This window comes from Thioalkalivibrio halophilus (genome assembly GCF_001995255.1).
GTDB lineage: Bacteria > Pseudomonadota > Gammaproteobacteria > Ectothiorhodospirales > Ectothiorhodospiraceae > Thioalkalivibrio > Thioalkalivibrio halophilus.
This window is the reverse complement of the sequence record NZ_MUZR01000021.1, coordinates 1-18,857: the sequence shown is the minus strand read 5'-3', so window position 1 is coordinate 18,857 and position 18,857 is coordinate 1. Positions and strand designations below refer to the sequence as shown.

The window sequence follows — 18,857 nt, the reverse complement described above, 5'->3', positions numbered from 1 at the left end:
ACACACCGTCGCCTGCATGACGTATCATCCCTTCGTAGACAATCCTCCGCCCAGGTTCATGCATGCGGGCACCCCCCACCCCCGAAGACGAAGACCGGCGACTGGCCGGCGTGCGCCGTCTCCTGCTCGAGGAGACCGACGGCGAGCGCCTGTTCGCGCCGCTGCTGCGTCAGGCAGCGGCACGCCTGGAGGTCCCGATCACGGTGGTCTCGGTGATCGACCACGACCACCAGCGACTGCTGGGCGCCTACGGCGCCTGTCACCGCCGCATACCGCGCGAGGTCTCGTTGTGCGCCCATGCCATCGCCACCCCGCAGCACACCACCATCGTCGACGACGCGACCGACGATCCGCGCTTTGCCGACAACCCGCTGGTCACCGGCGAGCCGGGCGTGCGTTTCTATGCGGGGATACCGCTGACCCTGGAAGACGGCCTCGCGGTAGGTACCCTGAGCGTGATGGATACCCGGCCGCGCCGGTTCGATGCGGACCGGATCCGCGCGCTGGAGGACTTCGCCGGGCTCGCCGGGCACATCCTGCGTACCGAGTTCCTGCGCGGAGATTATGACGCCACCCGCTCCGCACACGAGCACCAGAGCCGCAAGCTGCACGCCGTGCTCGAGACCGCGGCCGCCGGCATCATCCAGATCGACGCCGGTGGCCTCATCGAGAGCTTCAACCCCGCGGCCGAGCGCCTGTTCGGTTACTCCGCGGCCGAGGTTCTGGGCCACAACGTGTCCATGCTCATGCCGGACCCTTGGGCGAGCCAGCACGACGACTACCTGCGCCACTACCAGGCTACCGGGGAGGCGCGCATCATCGGGATCGGCCGCGAGGTCCGCGGCCTGCATCGCGACGGGCACACCTTTCCGATGCAGCTCGCGGTCTCCTCCATCCGGATCGACGGCGGAGAACACTACATCGGCATCGTCAACGATCTGACCGAACTGCACGAGGCCCAGGAACGCGAACTGCGCGAAAGCCGCCTGTTCAACGCGGTGCTGCGCGGGGCCCCCAATCCGATCTACGCCAGCGACGCCGACGGCCGCTACGTGGTGGCCAACCCGGCCTGCGAGCCACTGCTGGGCTTCGCGCCGGAAAAGGCCCTCGGAAGCACGGCCCACGATCTTTTCAGTGCCGACGTGGCCGACTATGCCCGCGGCCTCGACCACGAAGTCATGACCACCGGCCAGACCCGCACCCAGCCGCTGCATTTCGAGCACAACGGCCGGAGCTGGGAACTGGAACTGATCAAGACCCCGCTGGTCGGCGAGGACGGGCGTTCCGAGGGCGTCATCACCGTCGCCCACGACCTCAGCGAGATCACCCATGCGCAGAATGCCCTGCGCGAGGCGGAACGCCGTCGCAGCCTGTCGCAGCGCTTTGCGCGCATCGGCAACTGGAGCGTGGACGCGGTCACCGGCGAGCTGGACTGGACCCCGGAGGCCGCCGCCCTGACCGAGGGCGCCGAGCATCCCGCGCTGCGGGATCCGCGTTTCCTCACCGACATCGTGCTGCCGGAGGACCGTCCCCGCGTCCAGGGAGCGCTGAACGAAAGCCTGGCCTCGGGGATCCCGCTGGACGTGGAATTCCGCATCCGCACCTCGCCGCCGCGCTGGCTGCGCGCCCAGGGCGATCTGGAACGCGACGACCGTGGCCGCCCTCGACACCTGCTGGGGATCGTCCAGGACATCGACGCCTACCGCAACGCGACCGCGCAGCAGCAGCGCCAGCAGCATCTGCTGGAGGCCATGCGCCTGGCCACCACGCAGTACATGGAGACCGACTCCGCCGAGGACGTCTGGCCGTTCCTGCTGGACACCCTGCTGCAGGTGACCGACAGTCGCTACGGTTTCATGGGCGAGACCGAATGGCACGACGGCCAGCCGTGCCTCAAGATCCACGCGATCACCAACCTGGCCTGGAGTGATGCCTCCGAACGGCTCTATCAGGAACTGCTCAGCGGCGACATGCGGCTGTGCGGGGCGAACGGCCTGATCGGCCGGGTCATGCACGAGGGCCGCATGCTGATCTCCGACGACGTGATGACCGACCCCCGCGCCAGTGGCCTGCCCGAGGGGCATCCCCGGCTGGGCCCCTACCTCGGCATGCCGCTCTACCACGGCGACGAGCTGGTGGGCATGTTCGGCATCGCCAACCGTCCCGGCGGCTACGACAGCGAACTGGCCGAGTTCCTGGCGCCCTTCTCGGCGACCTACGCGATCCTGATCCGCGCCCTGCGCGACCGCGAGGCCCGCCGCCGCGACCGCAAGGAGCTCGAACGGGCGATGCACGAGGCCGAACGCGCGAGCCGGGCCAAGTCGCAGTTCCTGTCCAACATGTCGCACGAGCTGCGCACGCCCCTGAACTCCATTCTGGGCTTCGCCCAGATCCTCGCCGAAAGCTCGCGGGAACCCCCGACCGAGCGGCAGGCCCGGCAGATCGCCCACATCCGCGAGAGCGGGACCCACCTGCTCAACCTGATCAGCGATGTCCTCGATCTCTCGCGCATCGAGACCGGCCGCCTGACCCTTTCGCTGGAGGCGATCGAGGTCGGTACGGTGCTGCGGGAGGCACTGGACATGGTGCGGCCGCTGGCGGAGGAACACGGGGTGGCGCTCCACCACCCCGACCCCGCGACCGCCTGGCCGACGGTGCACGCCGACCCGACCCGCGCCCGTCAGATCCTGATCAACCTCCTGTCGAACGCCATCAAGTACAACCGGCCCGACGGCCGGGTGGACGTGATCGTGCAGGCCGAGCGCAACGACGCGACTGCCGATCCGGGGCGAGATCCGGAACACGGCATGCTGAACGTGGAGGTCCATGACACCGGTTACGGGATCCCGGAGGAACACCAGGAACGCCTGTTCCAGCCATTCGAACGCCTGGAACAGGAAGGCGGCGGCGTCGAGGGCACCGGCATTGGCCTGGTCATCTCGCGCGAGCTCGCCACGCGCATGGGTGGCGAACTCGATTTCTCCAGCACCGAGGGCGAGGGCTCTTGCTTCCGCATCCGCCTGCCCCTCGGCCAGCCATCGTCGGCGGCCGACGCGCCCGATCGCGCGCCGCCGGACCCCGCCGAAGGCCACGCCGGCGATGCCGATGCCGATACCGGTGCCGCCCCGGCTGCCGTCCGGCGGATCCTGTATATCGAAGACAACCTGGCCAACGTGGAACTGATGCGCGAACTGCTGCGCAACCGGGGCCGGACCGAACTGCGCGTCGCCGGCAGTGCCGAACAGGGTCTGATCACCGCGCGCGAATGGCTGCCGAACCTCATCGTGCTCGACGTCCATCTGCCCGGGATGAGCGGCACCGCCGCGGCCCGCGTGCTCAAGTCGCGGCCGGAGACCCGGCACATACCACTGATCGCCCTGAGCGCGGACGCCACCCGTGAAAAGGCCGGTGAAGGGAACCAGAATCCCGATTTCGAGGACTATCTGACCAAGCCGCTGGATATCCCGGCCTTCATGCGCAGCCTGGACCGGCTGCTGAACCCGACCGACGACTGACCCACGAACGCCACGCCGCCATGCTCACACCCGACCAGTCCCAGACCGAAGCCCGCATCCTCATCGTGGATGACAACCCGATGAACGTGGAGCTTCTGACCACCATCCTGGAGGACGCCGGCTTTCAGCATGTCCGGGGCGAGACCCGCCCGCAGCAGGCCGTGGAGTCCTGGCTCGAGGACCCGCGCGACCTGATGCTGCTGGACATCCGCATGCCGGGCATGGACGGCCATCAGGTGATGGAGACCCTGAACGCGGAACTGGGCGAAGGCGACTGGCTGCCGGTGATCGTGCTGACCGCGCAGATCGACCCCGACACCCGCCAGCAGGCCCTGGCGGGTGGCGCCCTGGATTTCATCACCAAGCCGTTCGACGCCTCCGAGGTGGTCCAGCGCATCAGCAACCTGCTGCGGGTGCGGGCCCTGCACAACGCCACGCACAACGAGGTGCAGGACCTGTCGCAAAGCCTCGAGACGCAATCCCTGACCCTGCAGCGCAAGGATCGCGATCTGGAATACCTGGCCCACCACGATCTGGCCACCGACCTGCCCAACCGCGCGGCGCTGCTGGAAACCCTGGAGCAATGGCTGCAGGACCCGAGGATCCCGGTGATCGATCTGGTGATGCTGCGTCTGGGAGGACACGAGCCGCTGGAACGTCTGGAGGGGCACGCGGCCGCTGACCTGATGCTGCGCGAGACGGGCCAGCGCCTGCAGGGGTGCCTGGAGACACTGGCGGGAGACACCGCGCTGTGCGGACTGTGGGGCGGGTCCACCTTTCTGCTGCTGGCCGCCAGCGAACACGGTCTGCCCGACGACACCCTGCAGGCCATGCTGGAGAGCAGCACCCGGACGCTGCGCATCGGCCAGTACGAGGTCCGCCCGGAGATCGTGGCCGGACATGCCCGGACCACGGAAGCCGGCCACGACACCGGCGAACTGATCCGCCGGCTGATGCTCACGCTGTCCAGGGCCGACCGGCGGCAACTCCCCTGGCTCACCTACGTCCCGGAGCTGGAGCAGGCCGCGCGCCGGCGCCACCGGCTGGAACACGACCTGGCCGACGCCCATAACGGCGACGGCCTGTCCCTCCTGTACCAGCCCAAGATCGATCTGGCCATGGATTCCGTGGTCAGTTTCGAGGCCCTGATGCGCTGGGAACACCCCGAGCTCGGACCGGTCTCGCCCGGCGAGTTCATCCCCGTCGCCGAGACCACCGGCGCGATCGTCAACCTGGGCGAGTGGGCCCTGCACGAGGCCCTGGCGGCCACGGCCCGCTGGCGCGCCGCCACCGGCGAGTGCTATCCGGTCGCGGTCAACGTCTCCGCCCGCCAGTTCGAGGCCCTGACCGCGCGTGGCCACACCCTGACCCAGGCCGTACGCACGGCGCTGGAGCACACCGGCACCCCGCCCGGCTGCCTCGAGGTCGAGATCACCGAGACCGCGATCATGCACAACCTGGAGGATGCACTGGACGAACTGCACGCCCTGCGCGACCTCGGGGTGTCCATCGCCATCGACGACTTCGGCACCGGCTATTCCTCGCTCGCCTATCTGCGCCGGCTGCCGGTATCCACGGTCAAGGTGGATCGCGCGCTGGTCGACGGCATTGCCAGCGACCCCGGCATGCGCGGCCTGTTCGAGGCAATTCTCGCGGTGAGCCGCGGCTTCGGCCTGCAAACCGTCGCCGAAGGCATCGAGACCGCGGAGGACGCCGCCCTGCTGCACGAACTCGGCTGCCCGGTGGGCCAGGGTTTCCTCTACCATCGCCCCCTGCCGGAGGCCGAGGCCTGCGCCCTGATCACCCCCGCATCAAGCCATCGGGCCAGGCCCTCCGAAGAACGGAGCGAACGCAGCGCCCGGGGCTCCTGACCCGGAGCCGCCTGCCCCGGACCGGGAACTCTCGGCCGCGTCCGTCAGCGCCGCACTTCCAGCCGGTCGACATTCTGGTAGCCGCGCGGCAACTGCCGCCCGCGGCGCGTGCGTTCGCTGACGTATTCGCCCCACTCCGCCGGCGCCAGCGCCTTGAAGCGCTTGCCGGCATGCACCACCAGGGTATCGCCCGGTGCCAGAGCCACCACCTCCTGCACCCGCTCCGAGCCGTCCTTGAGCGACGCGGCCGGGATCCCGGCCAGCTTGTTGCCCTTGCCCCGCGCGAGCTCCGGCAGCGCAGCCGCCGGGAACACCAGCAGATAGCCGCGCGTGGTCACCACCGCCAGATGGTCGCTCTCCGGATCCGGCACCGCGACGGGCGGCAGCACCGCCGCCCCGGCCGGCACGGTCAGCACGTTCTTGCCCGCCTTCTGCCGTCCCAGCAGCTCCTCCAGACGGGTGATGAAGCCGTAACCGTGATCGGTGGCCAGAAGCCAGCGGTCCTCGCTGCCGCCGGTGGCCATGCCGACGAAATGCGCCCCCTCCGCCGGGTTCACCCGCCCCGACAGCGGCTCGCCCTGACCGCGCGCCGAAGGCAGGCTGTGCGCCTGCAGGGTATAGGCACGTCCGGTGGAGTCGAGAAACGCCACCGGCTGATTGCTGCGCCCGGCGACCGCGGCGCGGAAGGCATCACCCGCCTTGTAGTTCAGACCGCGGGCGTCCACATCGTGGCCCTTGGCGGCGCGCACCCAGCCTTTCTCCGAGAGCACGATGGTCAACGGCTCCGCCGGCACCAGCGCGGATTCGTCCAGCGGCCGCGCGGCTTCGCGTTCCACCAGCGGGGATCGCCGCTCGTCACCATAGTCGGCGGCGTCCTTCTCGATCTCCTGGCGCACGCGGGTCCGCAGGCGACGCTCGGACCCCAGGGTCTTCTCCAGCTGGTCGCGTTCCTGCGAGAGCTCGTCCTGCTCGCCGCGGATCTTCATCTCCTCCAGCTTCGCCAGATGCCGCAGCTTGAGTTCCAGGATCGCCTCGGCCTGGGTCTCGCTGAGGCCGAAGCGGCTGACCAGTTCGGGCTTCGGCTCGTCGTATTCGCGGATGATCGCGATCACCTCGTCGATGTTGAGATAGGCGATCAGCAGGCCTTCCAGCACGTGCAGCCGCGCCTGCACCTTCTCCAGGCGCCACTGCAGGCGCCGGCGCACGGTCTCGATGCGAAACTCCAGCCATTCGCGCAGCAATCCGGGCAGATCGCGCACCTGCGGGCGGCCGTCGAGCCCGATCACGTTCATGTTCACGCGGTAGTTCTTCTCGAGGTCGGTGGTGGCGAACAGATGCGCCATCAGCGCCTCGATGTCCACGCGGCTCGAACGCGGGGTGATCACCAGGCGGGTCGGGTGCTCGTGATCGGATTCGTCGCGCAGGTCCTCGATCATCGGCAGCTTCTTCGCCCGGATCTGGCTGGCGATCTGTTCCAGCAGCTTCGCCCCGGACACCTGGTGCGGCAGCGCGGTGACCACGATATCGTCGCCCTCGCGCTCGTAGCGCGCCCGCGCACGCACCGACCCCTGGCCGGTGGCGTAGAGCTTTTGCAGTTCGGCGCGCGAGGTGACGATCTCCGCCTCGGTGGGGAAGTCCGGCCCCGGCAGGTGCTCGCACAGCTCGTCCACCGTGGCCTTCGGGTGTTCCAGCAGGTGCACGCAGGCCGCGGCCACCTCGCGCAGGTTGTGCGGCGGGATGTCGGTGGCCATGCCCACGGCAATCCCGGAGCCGCCGTTGAGCAGCACGTTCGGCAGCCGCGCCGGCAGCATCTTCGGCTCCTCCAGCGCGCCGTCGAAGTTCGGCACCCAGTCCACCGTGCCCTGGCCCAGCTCGGAGAGCAGCAACTGGGCGTAGCGCGACAGGCGCGACTCGGTGTAGCGCATCGCGGCGAAGGACTTGGGATCGTCCGGCGAGCCCCAGTTGCCCTGCCCGTCCACGAACGGATAGCGGTAGGAGAACGGCTGCGCCATCAGCACCATCGCCTCGTAGCAGGCGGCATCGCCGTGCGGATGGAACTTGCCGAGCACGTCGCCCACGGTACGCGCCGACTTCTTGTACTTGGCGGTGGCGGACAGCCCCAGTTCGCTCATCGCATAGATGATGCGCCGCTGCACCGGCTTCAGCCCGTCGCCGATATGCGGCAGGGCGCGGTCCAGGATCACGTACATGGAGTAATCCAGGTACGCCTTCTCGGTGAAATCCTTCAGCGGCAGCTGCTCGCCATTGGCGAACGATTCGGGAGTCAGGGAATGGCTCATGCGCGATTCTCGGCCGGGGAGCGAAACGGAGGGCGACAGGGCTGGATTCCCGCGGGCCACCGTGGCGGGCACCGGGGAAAATCTTTAAGCTGCCGCCCGGCCCGCGTACTGTAGCGGGCCTGCGGCGGTTCATCCACAACGCCGCCACGCCACACCGTCACCGGGAGACCTGCTGTGCTCGACAGCGGCTGGGCCGCCAGTGTTTTCGCCGTCGTCTCGCTCGCGATCGCCGTCGCCACCGCCGCGCACGCCCTGCTGCAGCGGCGCGACACCGGCATGCTGATCGCGTGGGTCGGGCTGATCTTCCTGCTGCCGCTGGCCGGCTCCATCCTCTACTGGCTGTTCGGCGTCAACCGCATCCGGCGCCGTGCGCATGCCCTGCGCGAGGGGCACCTGCTGTCCGGGCTGCAGCCGCACGAAGGGGCACGCCCCGCGCCGCCGGCGCGCTGGGAACGCCTGGTACACAGCGGCGACCGCCTGAGCCCGCTCCGCCTGACCGGCGGCAACGCGATGGAACCGCTGTTCGACGGCGACCAGGCCTTCGGCGCGATGCTGGAGGCGATCGATCGCGCGGAACATTCCATCACCCTGGCCACCTACATCTTCGATTATGACACTCAGGGCCAGCGTTTCATCCGGCACCTGCAGGCGGCGCGCGAACGCGGTGTGGCCGTGCGCGTGCTGGTCGACGGCATCGGGGTGCGCTACAGCCGCCGCAACACCCTGCGCCATCTGCGCCGCGCCGGGCTCGTCGCCGCCCCCTTCCTGCCCGTGCACCACATCCCGCGCAGCCTGGCGGTCTTCAACCTGCGCAATCACCGCAAGCTGCTGGTGATCGACGGGTATCGTGGCTTCACCGGCGGCATGAATATCCGCCGCGGGCACAGCCCCAGCGACCCCGGACGTCACCCCATCCAGGATCTGCATTTCGCCGTGCGCGGGCCGGTCTGCCGCCAGCTGCAACGGGTGTTTGCCGAGGACTGGGAATTCACCACCGGCGAACAGCTGAAGGGCGAGACCTGGTTCCCGCCGCTGGACGCCGACGGCGGTGCCCTGCTGTGCCGCGGGCTGCCCGACGGCCCGGACGAGGATTTCGAGGTCCTCAACTTCACCCTGCAGGCGGCGATCGCCGAGGCCCGCGAGCGCATCGTGATCGCCACGCCCTATTTCCTGCCCGACCACGCCCTGGTGGGGGCGCTCAAGGCCGCCGCACTGCGCGGGATCCGCGTGGACATCCTGCTGCCGGAACACAACAATCTGCGGCTGGTGCAATGGGCCAGCCAGCCGGGCCAGGCGGAACTGCTGGAACGCGGCTGCCGCCTGTGGCTGACCCCGCCGCCGTTCAACCATTCCAAGATCATGCTGGTCGACGGCGAATGGGTGCTGGCGGGCTCCGCCAACTGGGACCCGCGCAGCCTGCGCCTGAACTTCGAGTTCAACCTGGAATGCTACGACCCGGGGCTGGGCGGACGCCTGACGCAGTGGGCCGACGAGCTGCTGGAAGACTCGCGCGAACTCACGCTTACCGAGGTCTACCGCCGCCCGCTGCCGATACGCCTGCGCGACGGCGCCGCCCGGCTGCTGACCCCCTACCTCTGATCCGACAGCACCAGTTCCTGGCCGGAACCGTTCTTGGCGACGTACATGGCGTGGTCCGCCTGCTGCAGCAGCTCCTCGGCCCGTTCGCCGTCGTCGGGATAGATCGCCGCCCCCAGACTCAAACCCACGCGTACCGCCTCCTGATTGATCTCCACCGGCTCGGCGAAACGCTGGTGCAGCTTGCGTCCCACGGCGCGCACGTCCTCGGGTCCGCCCACGGCCTCCAGCAGCAGGACGAACTCGTCGCCCCCCACGCGGGCGACCACGTCACTCTCGCGCAGCCCGCTGCGCAGGCGCGCGGCCACGGTCACCAGCACCACGTCACCGGCATCGTGACCCAGACGGTCGTTGACCGGCTTGAAGCCGTCCAGGTCGCAGACCAGCAGCGCCAGACGGGTGCCGTTGCGCCGCGCCCTGCTCAGCGCCTGACGCAGGTGCTCCTGCAGCAGGCTGCGGTTCGGCAGTCCGGTCAGCGAATCATGATGGGCCTGATGCCACAGGCGTTGTTCGGATTGCTTGTCGCGAGTGATGTCCCGCACCATGCCCAGCACCCGCTGCGGGCGCCCGTCAGCATCACGCGATATCTCGCCCTCCACCCGCACGTGCCGCAGCCCGCCGTCGGGCAGCACGACCCGGTGCTCCAGGTGATAATGGCTGCCCTCGGCCAGCGCGGCGTTGATGCCCTGGCGCACCCGGGCACGGTCTTCCGGATGGATGGCGTGCATGTAGGCCTCGAAACCGGCCGTGTCCCGTTCGGGATCCAGACCGAACAGCTCGAACACATTGGTCGACCAGTTGAGCTGCTCGCCGCGGATGCCCCAGTCCCAGTACCCCACACCGGCGATGCGCTGGGCCTCCTCGAGGCGCGCGGAGGCATCCTCAAGCTCGGCGGTACGCCGTGCCACCGCGGCCTCCAGCCCGGCCTGGGTCTCGCGCAGGCGCGCTTCGGCCCGGCGGCGCTGCACCAGTTCCTCCTGCAGCGCCGAATGATCCTGGCGGATGCGCCGGCGCACCTGAAAACCGATGCCGGCGATCAGCAGCATGGCCACGCCCGAGGCCATCACCATGACCTGCTGGGTATCCTCGTGCTGGCGCACCATCGCACGGATGTCCGCCGCGTTCTGCTGTTCGAGAGCCGCGAGAAGGCGCTCGATCTGCTCCAGGGTGCGCTCCTGCGCCGGCATGATGCGGGAATACAGGGTCGGCAACGCCTCCTGACGGCCGCCGGCAAGGGCCAGGTCGATCATCTCGCTCATCAGCGGCGCCCCCACCGCGGTCATCTCGCGCAGTTCCGCCAGCAGACGCGCATGGCGGGGATCGTCGATCGCCCGATCCACCTCGTCGCGCGCCTCGATGAAGCGTCGGGCGAGGTCGCGGAATTCCTGGCGGTACTGGTCCTGCATGGCGGGGTCATCGGTGCTGAGGACCAGCGTCGCGCGCAGCGTCCGCTCGCGCACCAGCGCGCGCATGCGGTGGACACTGTCCACCCGCTGCACGTATTCCGCGGTCAGAGACTGGACCTCCTGCTGCAGCTGCTGCACGCGCAACCAGCTGGCCACCGCCACCGCCGCCACCAGCAGCAGGACCAGCAGAAAGGCCCCGGTCAGATGCGAAGTCCGCCCGGGGACCCGACCGGGGGCCGACCCGCGGCTCACGTCCCGCCCCGCTGGATCCATGGCTTGACCGACATCCCGCTCCCCCTGTCGAATCGCCTGCCGTGCAGGTGCAACCTCGAGAGTGCCGCGACATGACCGAACAAACAAGCAGCGGGGGATCGTCTGCCCCCGGAAGCCGCGCAGAAATCCGGCGTCTGGAGCAGGTGTACGCCGCGGCGCACTACCGCGTACAGCTGCCGCCCGGCCCTACCGGCAGCCTGCATACCGCCGCCACGACTCTCGACCTGCGCATTGGCGAGCCCCACGCGGAACTGGCGCGCCAGCTGAGCGCACGGGGCCATGCACGGATCACGCTGATCACCGCACACAACCCCTTCAGTCGGCCGTCCGGTGCGACGGAGAACGCCCGGCGCCAGGAACAGCTGCGGGCCACGATCACCAGCGCGGGACGACCCGCCTGGCCGGCCACCAGCGGCGACCCGGACGGAGAATGGCCCGAAGAACCCGGTTTCGGCATCCCCGACCTCCCGCCGGCGATCCGTGACCACTGGCTGGAAAAATTCGAGCAGAACGCAGTGGTGGAGTGCGAACCGCCGCGGGCACCGGAGCTCGTCTGGCACCCGCGCCTGCGCTCCGGGCCGGGCCCCTGAACGCGCTTTACAGCGGCAGCCGGCCGCCGGAGCCCACGGCCACGGTGACCAGGCCCAGCACGGTATTGATCGCCACGAACAGGCGGATCTGGCCGATGCGGCGCAGGCCTTCTGCAACGTCCCCGGCCTCGGCGGCCTGCTTCAGGCGACGATACGGGGCAAAGAAGATGTGCGCGAAGATCAGCATCATGATGATGCCCAGCAGCAGCATGGTGTGCACGCTGGGATGCACCCCGCCCATGCCCCCGAGTACACCGAAGATCAGGTAGAAGCCCGTCACCAGAACCACCGCGATGGAGGCCCACACCCAGGGGAAGAACCGCCCCAGCACCGCCGGCCACAGGCGCAGACGCGCGGCGTCATCCAGCTCCGCGTTGGCCGCCGGGCGCAGGATGGCCCAAGCGAAGAACATGCCGCCCACCCAGATCACCACGGCCAGGACGTGGAGCACGTTCGCCAGTGCGTATCCCGTCATTATCGTCTCCTTTCGTTGCATTGCGTGAATGGGCGGCAGTGTAGCCGCTCGCGCCGGGCAGTGCCGAACCGCCACCCGCACTGGTCGCTCTTGCACCCGCGCGGCACACAGCGAAGGATGGACTCATGGCAAGCGACATACTTCAGGCCACCCTGCAACTCGCGCTCGCCGCCGCGCCCTGGCTGCTGGCGGGGCTGGCGGTCGCCGGCCTGGTGCGCGCCCTGTTGCCTCAGGAACGCCTGCAGGCCTGGCTGGGGGGATCCTCGGTGGGGGCCACGGCGCGCGGGGCGGTGGCCGGGGCGCCCTTGCCCCTGTGTTCCTGCGGCGCCATCCCGGCCGCGCTGGCGCTGCACCGTGGCGGCGCCGGACGCGGCCCCGCCACGGCCTTCCTGATCGGCAGCCCCGGCATCGGCATCGACTCGCTGGCGATCAGCTACGTCCTGCTGGGACCGCTGATGGCCGTGGTCCGGGGGCTCGGCGCGGTGGTCACCGCGCTGGCCACCGGTCTGCTGGTCGGGGCGGGAAGCCTCGCCCGCCAAACGCCGAACGACCCCGGTTCGGACGATGTCGGCGGCGACGCCTGCGGCAGCAGCTGCGGGAATGGCTGCGAAGACGCCTGCGGCACGGAGTCCGCGCCGCCCGAAGCCCGCAACGGGCGGCTGGCCGAACTGCGCGGCGGCCTGGCCTACGCCTTTGGCGACATCCTCGACGACATCCGCCTGTGGCTGGTGCTCGGACTGCTGGTGGCGGGCGTGCTGCTGGCCACCGTACCGCCGGATGCGCTGGCCGCGTACGGCAGCGGGCCGGCCGTCATGCTCCTGATGGCGCTGGTGGGCATCCCCATGTATCTGTGTGCAACGGCGGCCACGCCCATCGCCGCCGGCCTGCTGGTGGCCGGCGTTTCGCCCGGGACCGTGCTGGTATTCCTGCTGGCCGCGCCGATCACCAGCATGGCGACCCTGGGCGTCTATCGTCGGGAGATGGGCAACGCCGCGCTGATTCGCTACCTCGTCGGGATCGTGGCATCGACCGTCGCCCTGGGGCTGCTGCTGGATCTGGCCCTGGCGCAGACCGGCTTCGATCCGCTGACCGGGGTCGAGGCCGCCACCGAATGGCTGCCCCACTGGCTGGAATGGGCGGCGCTGATCGCCCTGGTCCTGGCCGCCACCCACCCCCTGCGCGTACTGCGGCGCCTGCGCGCGGCGCGGTCCGCATGACCCGGAGGCTGCGATGTCGACACGTTCCATCGGACTCGATGACGAACTCCACCCGTATCTGCTCGACGCCTCGCTGCGCGAATCGCCGCTGCTGGCAGAACTGCGTGCGGAGACCGCGGCCCTGCCCGAGGCGCGCATGCAGATCGCCCCGGAACAGGGGCAGTTCATGGCCCTGCTCGCCCGGCTGACGGGTGCCCGGCGCTACCTGGAGATCGGCACCTTCACCGGCTACAGCAGCCTGGTCATCGCCGAGGCCCTGCCGGCCGACGGCCGGATCGTGACCTGTGATCTCAGCCGCGAATGGACCGACATCGCCGGCCGCTACTGGCGCCGCGCCGGCGTCGAGGACCGCATCGACCTGCGCCTCGGACCGGCCGCGGACACCCTGCAGGCCCTGCGCGAAGAAGACCCTGCGGTCGAGCCCTTCGACCTGGCCTTCATCGACGCCGACAAGACCGGCTACCGCGAATACTACGAACACTGCCTCGCCCTGCTGGCGCCCGGGGGCCTGGTGATGATCGACAACACCCTGTGGCACGGCACCGTTGCCGACCGCAGCGACCGACGCGAGGACACCGTGGCGATCCGCGAATTCAACCGGTTCGTGCACCGGGACGAGCGGGTGGATCTGTCGCTGGTGCCGATCGGCGACGGCCTGACGCTCGCACGCAAACGGGCCGCGTGACCCTCTGCTCCGTGCGGGTTAAACTTGAACCATGCACGGTCCCCCATCTCCCTTCCCGCCCCCGGCATGAGCCTGCGCAGCCGCTTCCTGATGCTCGCCGGCGCCCTGCTCCTGGTCGGACTGGCCGGCGTCTGGTTCGCCTTCGAGCGCATTGCCGAAGGCATCATCGAGCAGTGGGGGCAGCACGTCGCGGAGATCCAGGTGCGCTACGACAGCGCCCGCCTGCAGCAGCCGCTGGAACGCGAGATCGCCCTGTCGCACCAACTGGCCGACTCCACCGCCATCCTCCGGTTCGCCCGCGAATCCGACAACCCCGACAGGGAGGCGGCCGCCATCGAGGAGATGGAGAGCTTTCGCGGCAATTTCCGCGACGAAAACTACTTCGTGGCCCTGCGCGAAAACGGCGCCTACTACCACAACAACGCCGACGACGAATTCGCCGACGACCCGCTGCGCTATCACCTGGACCCCGACGACCCCGATGATGCCTGGTTCTTCCGCCTGATCGAGGAGGAACGCGACTTCCATCTCAACGTCAATCCGGACACCGAGCTGGGGGTCACCAAGCTGTGGATCGACGTGCTGATCCGCGACCGCGACGGCTCCATCCTGGGCATGACCGGGACCGGCCTGGAACTGGACGGCATCCTGCGCGACATCGTCGACATCGAGCAGCCGGGGATCACCACGGTGTTCGCCGACTTCAGCGGCGCCATCCAGCTCTACCGCGATCCGGAGTTCATCGAATTCGCCAGCCTGGTGCAGCCGGAGGGTCAGAAAAGCACGGTGGAACGCCTGGTCGACCGTCCCCGCGACCACCAGCGCATCCGCTCCATGATGGACGAACTGCGGGATCTGTCCGACCCGGAAGGCGAGGTGCGCACCGACTTCGTCCAGATCGACGGGCAGCGCCAGCTGGCGGGCATCGCCCGATTGCCGACTCTCGACTGGTACGAAATCACCCTGCTGGATCTCGACGAGGTGATGCCGGTACGACATTTCACGCCGGTGCTGGTGGTCTTCGGCTTTACCCTGGCCCTGGTCCTGGTCCTGCTGCACATGGCCCTGCAGCGCCTGATTTTCCGCCCGGTGGCCGCGCTGGAACAGGCGATGGCACGCATCCAGTCCGGCGACCTGCGCCCGGTGGAACTGCCCGAGGCGCGCGGCGAGATCGGCCGCCTGATGCGGCACTACCAGAGCATGGCGGAGGCCATCCGCAACCAGACCCGCAACCTCGAGACCAAGGTCCGCGAGCGCACCGAGGCACTGCACGAAATGGCCCGCAAGGATCCGCTGACCGGACTGGTGAACCGGCGGGGCATGGACGAGCTGCTGGATGACCATGCCCAGCGCGCGCGGCATTCCGGCGAGCCGTTCGGGGTCATCTATCTGGACCTGGACCACTTCAAGCCGCTCAACGACACCCACGGGCATGCCGAAGGCGATGCCACCCTGACCCGGGTCGCCGAACGGCTGCGCGAATTTCTCGGCCCCGACGACCGGGTGGCGCGCTGGGGCGGCGACGAATTCCTGGTCCTGCTGCATCCCTGCGACCCGGAACGCCTGTCCGCCATGGGTCAGGCCCTCATCGAGGCCGCCGCCGGAGTGGAAACCCCCGAGGACACGCCCGTGACCTTCAGCGCCGGGGGCCACCTCGCGCAGCCCGGAGAACCCGTCGACGAGATCCTCGAACGCGCCGACCACGCCCTGTATTCGGCCAAGGAATCCGGACGCAACCGCTTCGACGTGCTCTGAGTCAGGGTTTGCGCGGGGGACGCGTGTACCAGAACCAGCTCAGACGCCGCGAACGCAGGCTCCAGGGCAACAGCAGCACCTGCAGCACCACCAGGACATGGCGGGCCGGATGGAACCAGTCCTCCTTGCGCCCGGAGGTCAGCACCGGCGTCTGCAGGATCTCGAAGCGCTGACCCTGCGCGCGTCCCCGGCGTTTCAGTGCCCGTGACAGGAACACCTCCTCGCCCGCATAGACCGCCTCGCTGAAACCGCCCGCGGCCGCGAACGCCTCGCGGGTGCAGAATACGTAGCAACCCGCGGCCAGCCCCAGGCGCGCGGAGAGGGCGTTCCATACGGCCGCGCCCCAGCGATATATGCGATGGTCGAGATGATCAAAGGCGACCCGGGCGCCACCGCCGCACACCGTTCCGCTGTCGAGCGCGTCCAGCGTGGCCTGCAGCAGTTCGGCATCGGGCCAGGTGTCGGCATCGACGAACAGCAGGTACTGCCCGCGAGCCGCCCCGGCACCCGCATTGCGCGCCCGGCTGATCCTGCGCTCCGGCTCGTACACCACCCGGCAGCCCGCGCGCTGCGCGATCTCCGGGGTGGCATCCGTGGAGGCATTGTCGACCACGATGATCTCGCTGGCCCGTTCGACACCGGCCAGCGCCCCCTGGACCGCGGCCAGGGTCCGCGGCAGCCATTCCGCCTCGTTCCACGCGGGGATGATCACGGACAGGCCCGGAGCACCGCGGACAAAAGCGTCGAATTTCACGGATTCACCTCCTCGTCGGCCGTCGCGCACGGAACTGGGGAAACTACACCGGGCCGCACTCGTCTACCATGGTGGACAAATCGAGGCATCCGGAGACTCCTCATGACCCGCAATCCAGCCACCCGACTGTTACTCCTGGCCGTGCTCGGGCTCCTGCTGGCGCTGCCACCGGCCACCTGGGCGGAATCCGGCGACGGGACCACCGCTGCCGAAACCACCAGCGAGTCGATGAAGAGCCTGCGCGAGGACTGGCAGCAGCGCCGCGAGCAGCTGCAGCGCGATGCCGAAGAAGGCGACGAGACCGCACGCGAGCGCACCCGGGATACCCTGGACGCAATGGATGACACCCTGCGGCGCCTGCACCGGGAGGCCGGGGAGTCCTGGGACGGTCTCGCCGACACCACGCGCGAAAACCGCGAACGGGCCTTGCAGGCCCTGGACGACGAACGCGATGCCCTGGCCGCCTGGTACGACGACATGGAACTGCGCAGCGGGCGCGCCGGCGGGTCGATCCACGAAGGCTCGCGCAAGGCCTGGGAAGGCGTGCGGGACGGCTCGCGCGAGGCCTGGGGTGGCGTCCGCGAAGGTTCCCGCGAGGCCTGGGATGGCGTGCGCGACGGGTCGCGGGACGCCTGGGGCCGCATCCGCGACGGCTCGCGCGACGCCTGGGACGAGGTCCGTGATGCCTTCGGCGGGGACGACGCGCCGGACGAAGGAGAAGCCGAATGACCGCGACCCTGCGAACGTCCCCGCTTCTCGCCCTGGCCCTGGCCCTGCTGGTGACCGGCTGTGACGGCGGCTTCTGGTCCGGCGAGCCGGAACACCGCGAACGCACCGACAACCCGGAGATCCTCGCGCGCGGCGAGCACCTCTACCAGCAGTACTGCGCGGCCTGCCATGGCGAGGACCGCGAGGGGGCGGAGAACTGGCACCAGCCGGACGAAGACGGCAACTGGCCCCCGCCGCCGCTCGACGGTTCGGCCCACACCTGGCACCACCCCTGGTGGCAGCTCAAGGACATGATCCGTTACGGCGGCCAGGCCCGTGGCGGCACCATGCCCTCGTTCGAGGAACAGATCGACGAAGAAGACGCCGAGGCCATCATCTACTGGCTGCAGTCGCACTGGCCCGACGAGGTCTACGAGGCCTGGCTGGACTACGACCGCAACACCCCCACGCCCGCAGACTGGGAAGAGGCCACCGGCCGCGAGTGGGTCACCCACACCGACTGATACCGGGCGGGGCGGGAACTGACCGGACCCGACCGGCGCGGTCAGTTCCCGGCCCAGCCCATGCGCCGGAACACCAGCTTCTCGCCCTCCACGATCAGGAACACCGCCAGCCCGAACAGCAGGATGCGCGCCCAGTCCCCGGCATCGATCGCAGTGGTGCCGAACAGGGTGTGCATCACCGGCACGTAGGTGAACGCCAGCTGCAGCACGACCAGCACCCCGATGGCGATCCACATCGCCCGCGAGCGGAACAGCTCGCCACCCGCCAGCACCGGCTGATGGATCAGGCGCAGGTTCAGCAGGTAGAAGGCCTGACCGGCCACCAGGGTGTTGATGGCCACGGTGCGGGCGAGGTCATCGGCCACCCCCAGCACCTCCTCCATGTACACGAAGTGGCCGAAGGTCCCGAGCCACAGCAGGATCGCCACGAACGGGATGCGCCACAGCAGAAACCCCGACAGCAGCGGGGTATCGGGCGCACGCGGCGGACGGCCCATCACCCCCGGCTCGGTCCGTTCGAAGGCCAGCGCCATCGCCAGGGTCACCGAGGTCACCATGTTGACCCACAGCACCTGCACCGGGGTCAGCGGCAGGGCCAGGCCCATCAGGATCGCCATCATGATGGTCAGTGACTGCCCGGCATTGGTGGGCAGCATGTGCAGGATGGCCTTGCGGATGTTGTCGTAGACCGTGCGGCCTTCCTCCACCGCATGCGCGATGGAGGCGAAGTTGTCGTCCGCCAGCACCATCTCCGAGGCCTCCTTGGCCGCCTCGGTCCCCTTGCGCCCCATGGCCACGCCAACATCCGCGCGCTTGAGCGCGGGGGCGTCGTTCACCCCGTCCCCGGTCATGGACACGATACGGCCGTTGCCCTGCAGCGCCCTGACCAGCCGCAGCTTGTGCTCCGGCGTGGTGCGCGCGAACACGTCGGTGTCTTCCACCGCGCGCGCCAGTTCGGCGTCATCCATGGCTTCCAGCTGCTGGCCGGTCAGCGTGCCGCCCTCGCCGCGCAGGCCCAGCTGCTCGCCGATCGCCCGCGCGGTGGCCGCGTGGTCGCCGGTGATCATCTTGACCCGGATCCCGGCCCGCTGGCACTCGGCTACCGCGGCGATCGCCTCGTCGCGGGGCGGATCGATGATCCCCACCAGCGCCAGCAGGATGAATCCACCCTGCTCCACGTCACCATAG

Annotated in this window: 14 protein-coding genes; 9 read left to right on the top strand and 5 right to left on the bottom strand. The window is 69.4% G+C overall.

All coding sequences use genetic code 11. From position 1 onward, the window contains the following. Positions 1-62: 62 nt before the first annotated feature. Positions 63-3,515, top strand: coding sequence for a PAS domain S-box protein (locus B1A74_RS06865; protein ID WP_077244176.1), 3,453 nt, complete (start codon positions 63-65; stop codon positions 3,513-3,515). A 20-nt stretch (positions 3,516-3,535) separates the two neighbouring features. Next, positions 3,536-5,386: a putative bifunctional diguanylate cyclase/phosphodiesterase gene (locus B1A74_RS06860; protein WP_077244175.1), complete on the top strand. Its 1,851-nt coding sequence runs from the start codon at positions 3,536-3,538 to the stop codon at positions 5,384-5,386. A 44-nt stretch (positions 5,387-5,430) separates the two neighbouring features. Here B1A74_RS06860 and parC read toward each other — a convergent pair whose 3' ends face one another. After that, on the bottom strand, positions 5,431-7,686 hold the full coding sequence (gene parC, locus B1A74_RS06855; protein WP_018946453.1) for a DNA topoisomerase IV subunit A: 2,256 nt from the start codon (positions 7,684-7,686) through the stop codon (positions 5,431-5,433). Positions 7,687-7,860: 174 nt separating this feature from the next. Between parC and cls the strand changes: the two genes are divergently transcribed. Beyond that, entirely contained in the window at positions 7,861-9,285 is a 1,425-nt protein-coding gene (gene cls, locus B1A74_RS06850; protein ID WP_077244174.1) for a cardiolipin synthase, read from the top strand. Here the strand turns inward: cls and B1A74_RS06845 are convergent. Further along, positions 9,276-10,961 (bottom strand): diguanylate cyclase domain-containing protein, encoded by a 1,686-nt coding sequence (locus B1A74_RS06845; RefSeq protein ID WP_077244173.1) that lies wholly within the window; start codon positions 10,959-10,961, stop codon positions 9,276-9,278. The two genes, cls and B1A74_RS06845, sit on opposite strands and share 10 nt — an antisense overlap. Before the next feature lie 143 nt (positions 10,962-11,104). On the opposite strand from B1A74_RS06845, the gene B1A74_RS06840 reads away from it, so the two are divergent. Further along, on the top strand, positions 11,105-11,551 hold the full coding sequence (locus B1A74_RS06840) for a DUF3293 domain-containing protein (RefSeq protein WP_024328540.1): 447 nt from the start codon (positions 11,105-11,107) through the stop codon (positions 11,549-11,551). Positions 11,552-11,558: 7 nt separating this feature from the next. Here B1A74_RS06840 and B1A74_RS06835 read toward each other — a convergent pair whose 3' ends face one another. Further along, on the bottom strand, positions 11,559-12,026 hold the full coding sequence (locus B1A74_RS06835) for a CopD family protein (RefSeq protein ID WP_018946457.1): 468 nt from the start codon (positions 12,024-12,026) through the stop codon (positions 11,559-11,561). A gap of 125 nt (positions 12,027-12,151) precedes the next feature. On the opposite strand from B1A74_RS06835, the gene B1A74_RS06830 reads away from it, so the two are divergent. The 3 genes from B1A74_RS06830 to B1A74_RS06820 all read left to right on the top strand — a co-directional run bounded on the left by B1A74_RS06830 (position 12,152) and on the right by B1A74_RS06820 (position 15,683). Continuing rightward, entirely contained in the window at positions 12,152-13,243 is a 1,092-nt protein-coding gene (locus tag B1A74_RS06830) for an SO_0444 family Cu/Zn efflux transporter (protein ID WP_077244172.1), read from the top strand. A 13-nt stretch (positions 13,244-13,256) separates the two neighbouring features. Next, a complete protein-coding gene (locus B1A74_RS06825) occupies positions 13,257-13,928 on the top strand; it encodes an O-methyltransferase (protein WP_077244171.1) in 672 nt (223 codons plus the stop codon). Between the two features lie 66 nt (positions 13,929-13,994). Next, positions 13,995-15,683: a sensor domain-containing diguanylate cyclase gene (locus B1A74_RS06820; protein ID WP_077244170.1), complete on the top strand. Its 1,689-nt coding sequence runs from the start codon at positions 13,995-13,997 to the stop codon at positions 15,681-15,683. Between the two features lies 1 nt (position 15,684). On the opposite strand, the gene B1A74_RS06815 is transcribed toward B1A74_RS06820, so the two are convergent. Further along, the gene (locus B1A74_RS06815) at positions 15,685-16,437 is read right to left on the bottom strand and encodes a glycosyltransferase (RefSeq protein ID WP_077244169.1); all 753 of its coding nucleotides are present in this window, start codon (positions 16,435-16,437) and stop codon (positions 15,685-15,687) included. A 102-nt stretch (positions 16,438-16,539) separates the two neighbouring features. On the opposite strand from B1A74_RS06815, the gene B1A74_RS06810 reads away from it, so the two are divergent. Then, positions 16,540-17,166: a hypothetical protein gene (locus B1A74_RS06810; protein ID WP_077244168.1), complete on the top strand. Its 627-nt coding sequence runs from the start codon at positions 16,540-16,542 to the stop codon at positions 17,164-17,166. Continuing rightward, complete coding sequence (locus B1A74_RS06805; RefSeq protein ID WP_018946463.1) at positions 17,163-17,669, top strand: c-type cytochrome; 507 nt, start codon at positions 17,163-17,165, stop codon at positions 17,667-17,669. The genes B1A74_RS06810 and B1A74_RS06805 overlap by 4 nt, the downstream gene beginning before the upstream one ends. A gap of 41 nt (positions 17,670-17,710) precedes the next feature. Here the strand turns inward: B1A74_RS06805 and B1A74_RS06800 are convergent. Then, on the bottom strand, positions 17,711-18,857 hold a 1,147-nt coding region (locus tag B1A74_RS06800), incomplete at its 5' end, for an HAD-IC family P-type ATPase (protein WP_143592239.1).

Excerpts from the sequence above, each read along its gene's own strand:
- B1A74_RS06860 (WP_077244175.1), top strand. The coding sequence starts at position 3,536 with ATGCTCACACCCGACCAGTCCCAGACCGAAGCCCGCATCCTCATCGTG.
- parC (WP_018946453.1), bottom strand. The coding sequence starts at position 7,686 with ATGAGCCATTCCCTGACTCCCGAATCGTTCGCCAATGGCGAGCAGCTG.
- B1A74_RS06805 (WP_018946463.1), top strand. The coding sequence starts at position 17,163 with ATGACCGCGACCCTGCGAACGTCCCCGCTTCTCGCCCTGGCCCTGGCC.
- B1A74_RS06810 (WP_077244168.1), top strand. The coding sequence starts at position 16,540 with ATGACCCGCAATCCAGCCACCCGACTGTTACTCCTGGCCGTGCTCGGG.
- B1A74_RS06845 (WP_077244173.1), bottom strand. The coding sequence starts at position 10,961 with ATGGATCCAGCGGGGCGGGACGTGAGCCGCGGGTCGGCCCCCGGTCGG.
- B1A74_RS06835 (WP_018946457.1), bottom strand. The coding sequence starts at position 12,026 with ATGACGGGATACGCACTGGCGAACGTGCTCCACGTCCTGGCCGTGGTG.
- B1A74_RS06865 (WP_077244176.1), top strand. The coding sequence starts at position 63 with ATGCGGGCACCCCCCACCCCCGAAGACGAAGACCGGCGACTGGCCGGC.
- B1A74_RS06830 (WP_077244172.1), top strand. The coding sequence starts at position 12,152 with ATGGCAAGCGACATACTTCAGGCCACCCTGCAACTCGCGCTCGCCGCC.
- B1A74_RS06820 (WP_077244170.1), top strand. The coding sequence starts at position 13,995 with ATGAGCCTGCGCAGCCGCTTCCTGATGCTCGCCGGCGCCCTGCTCCTG.
- B1A74_RS06825 (WP_077244171.1), top strand. The coding sequence starts at position 13,257 with ATGTCGACACGTTCCATCGGACTCGATGACGAACTCCACCCGTATCTG.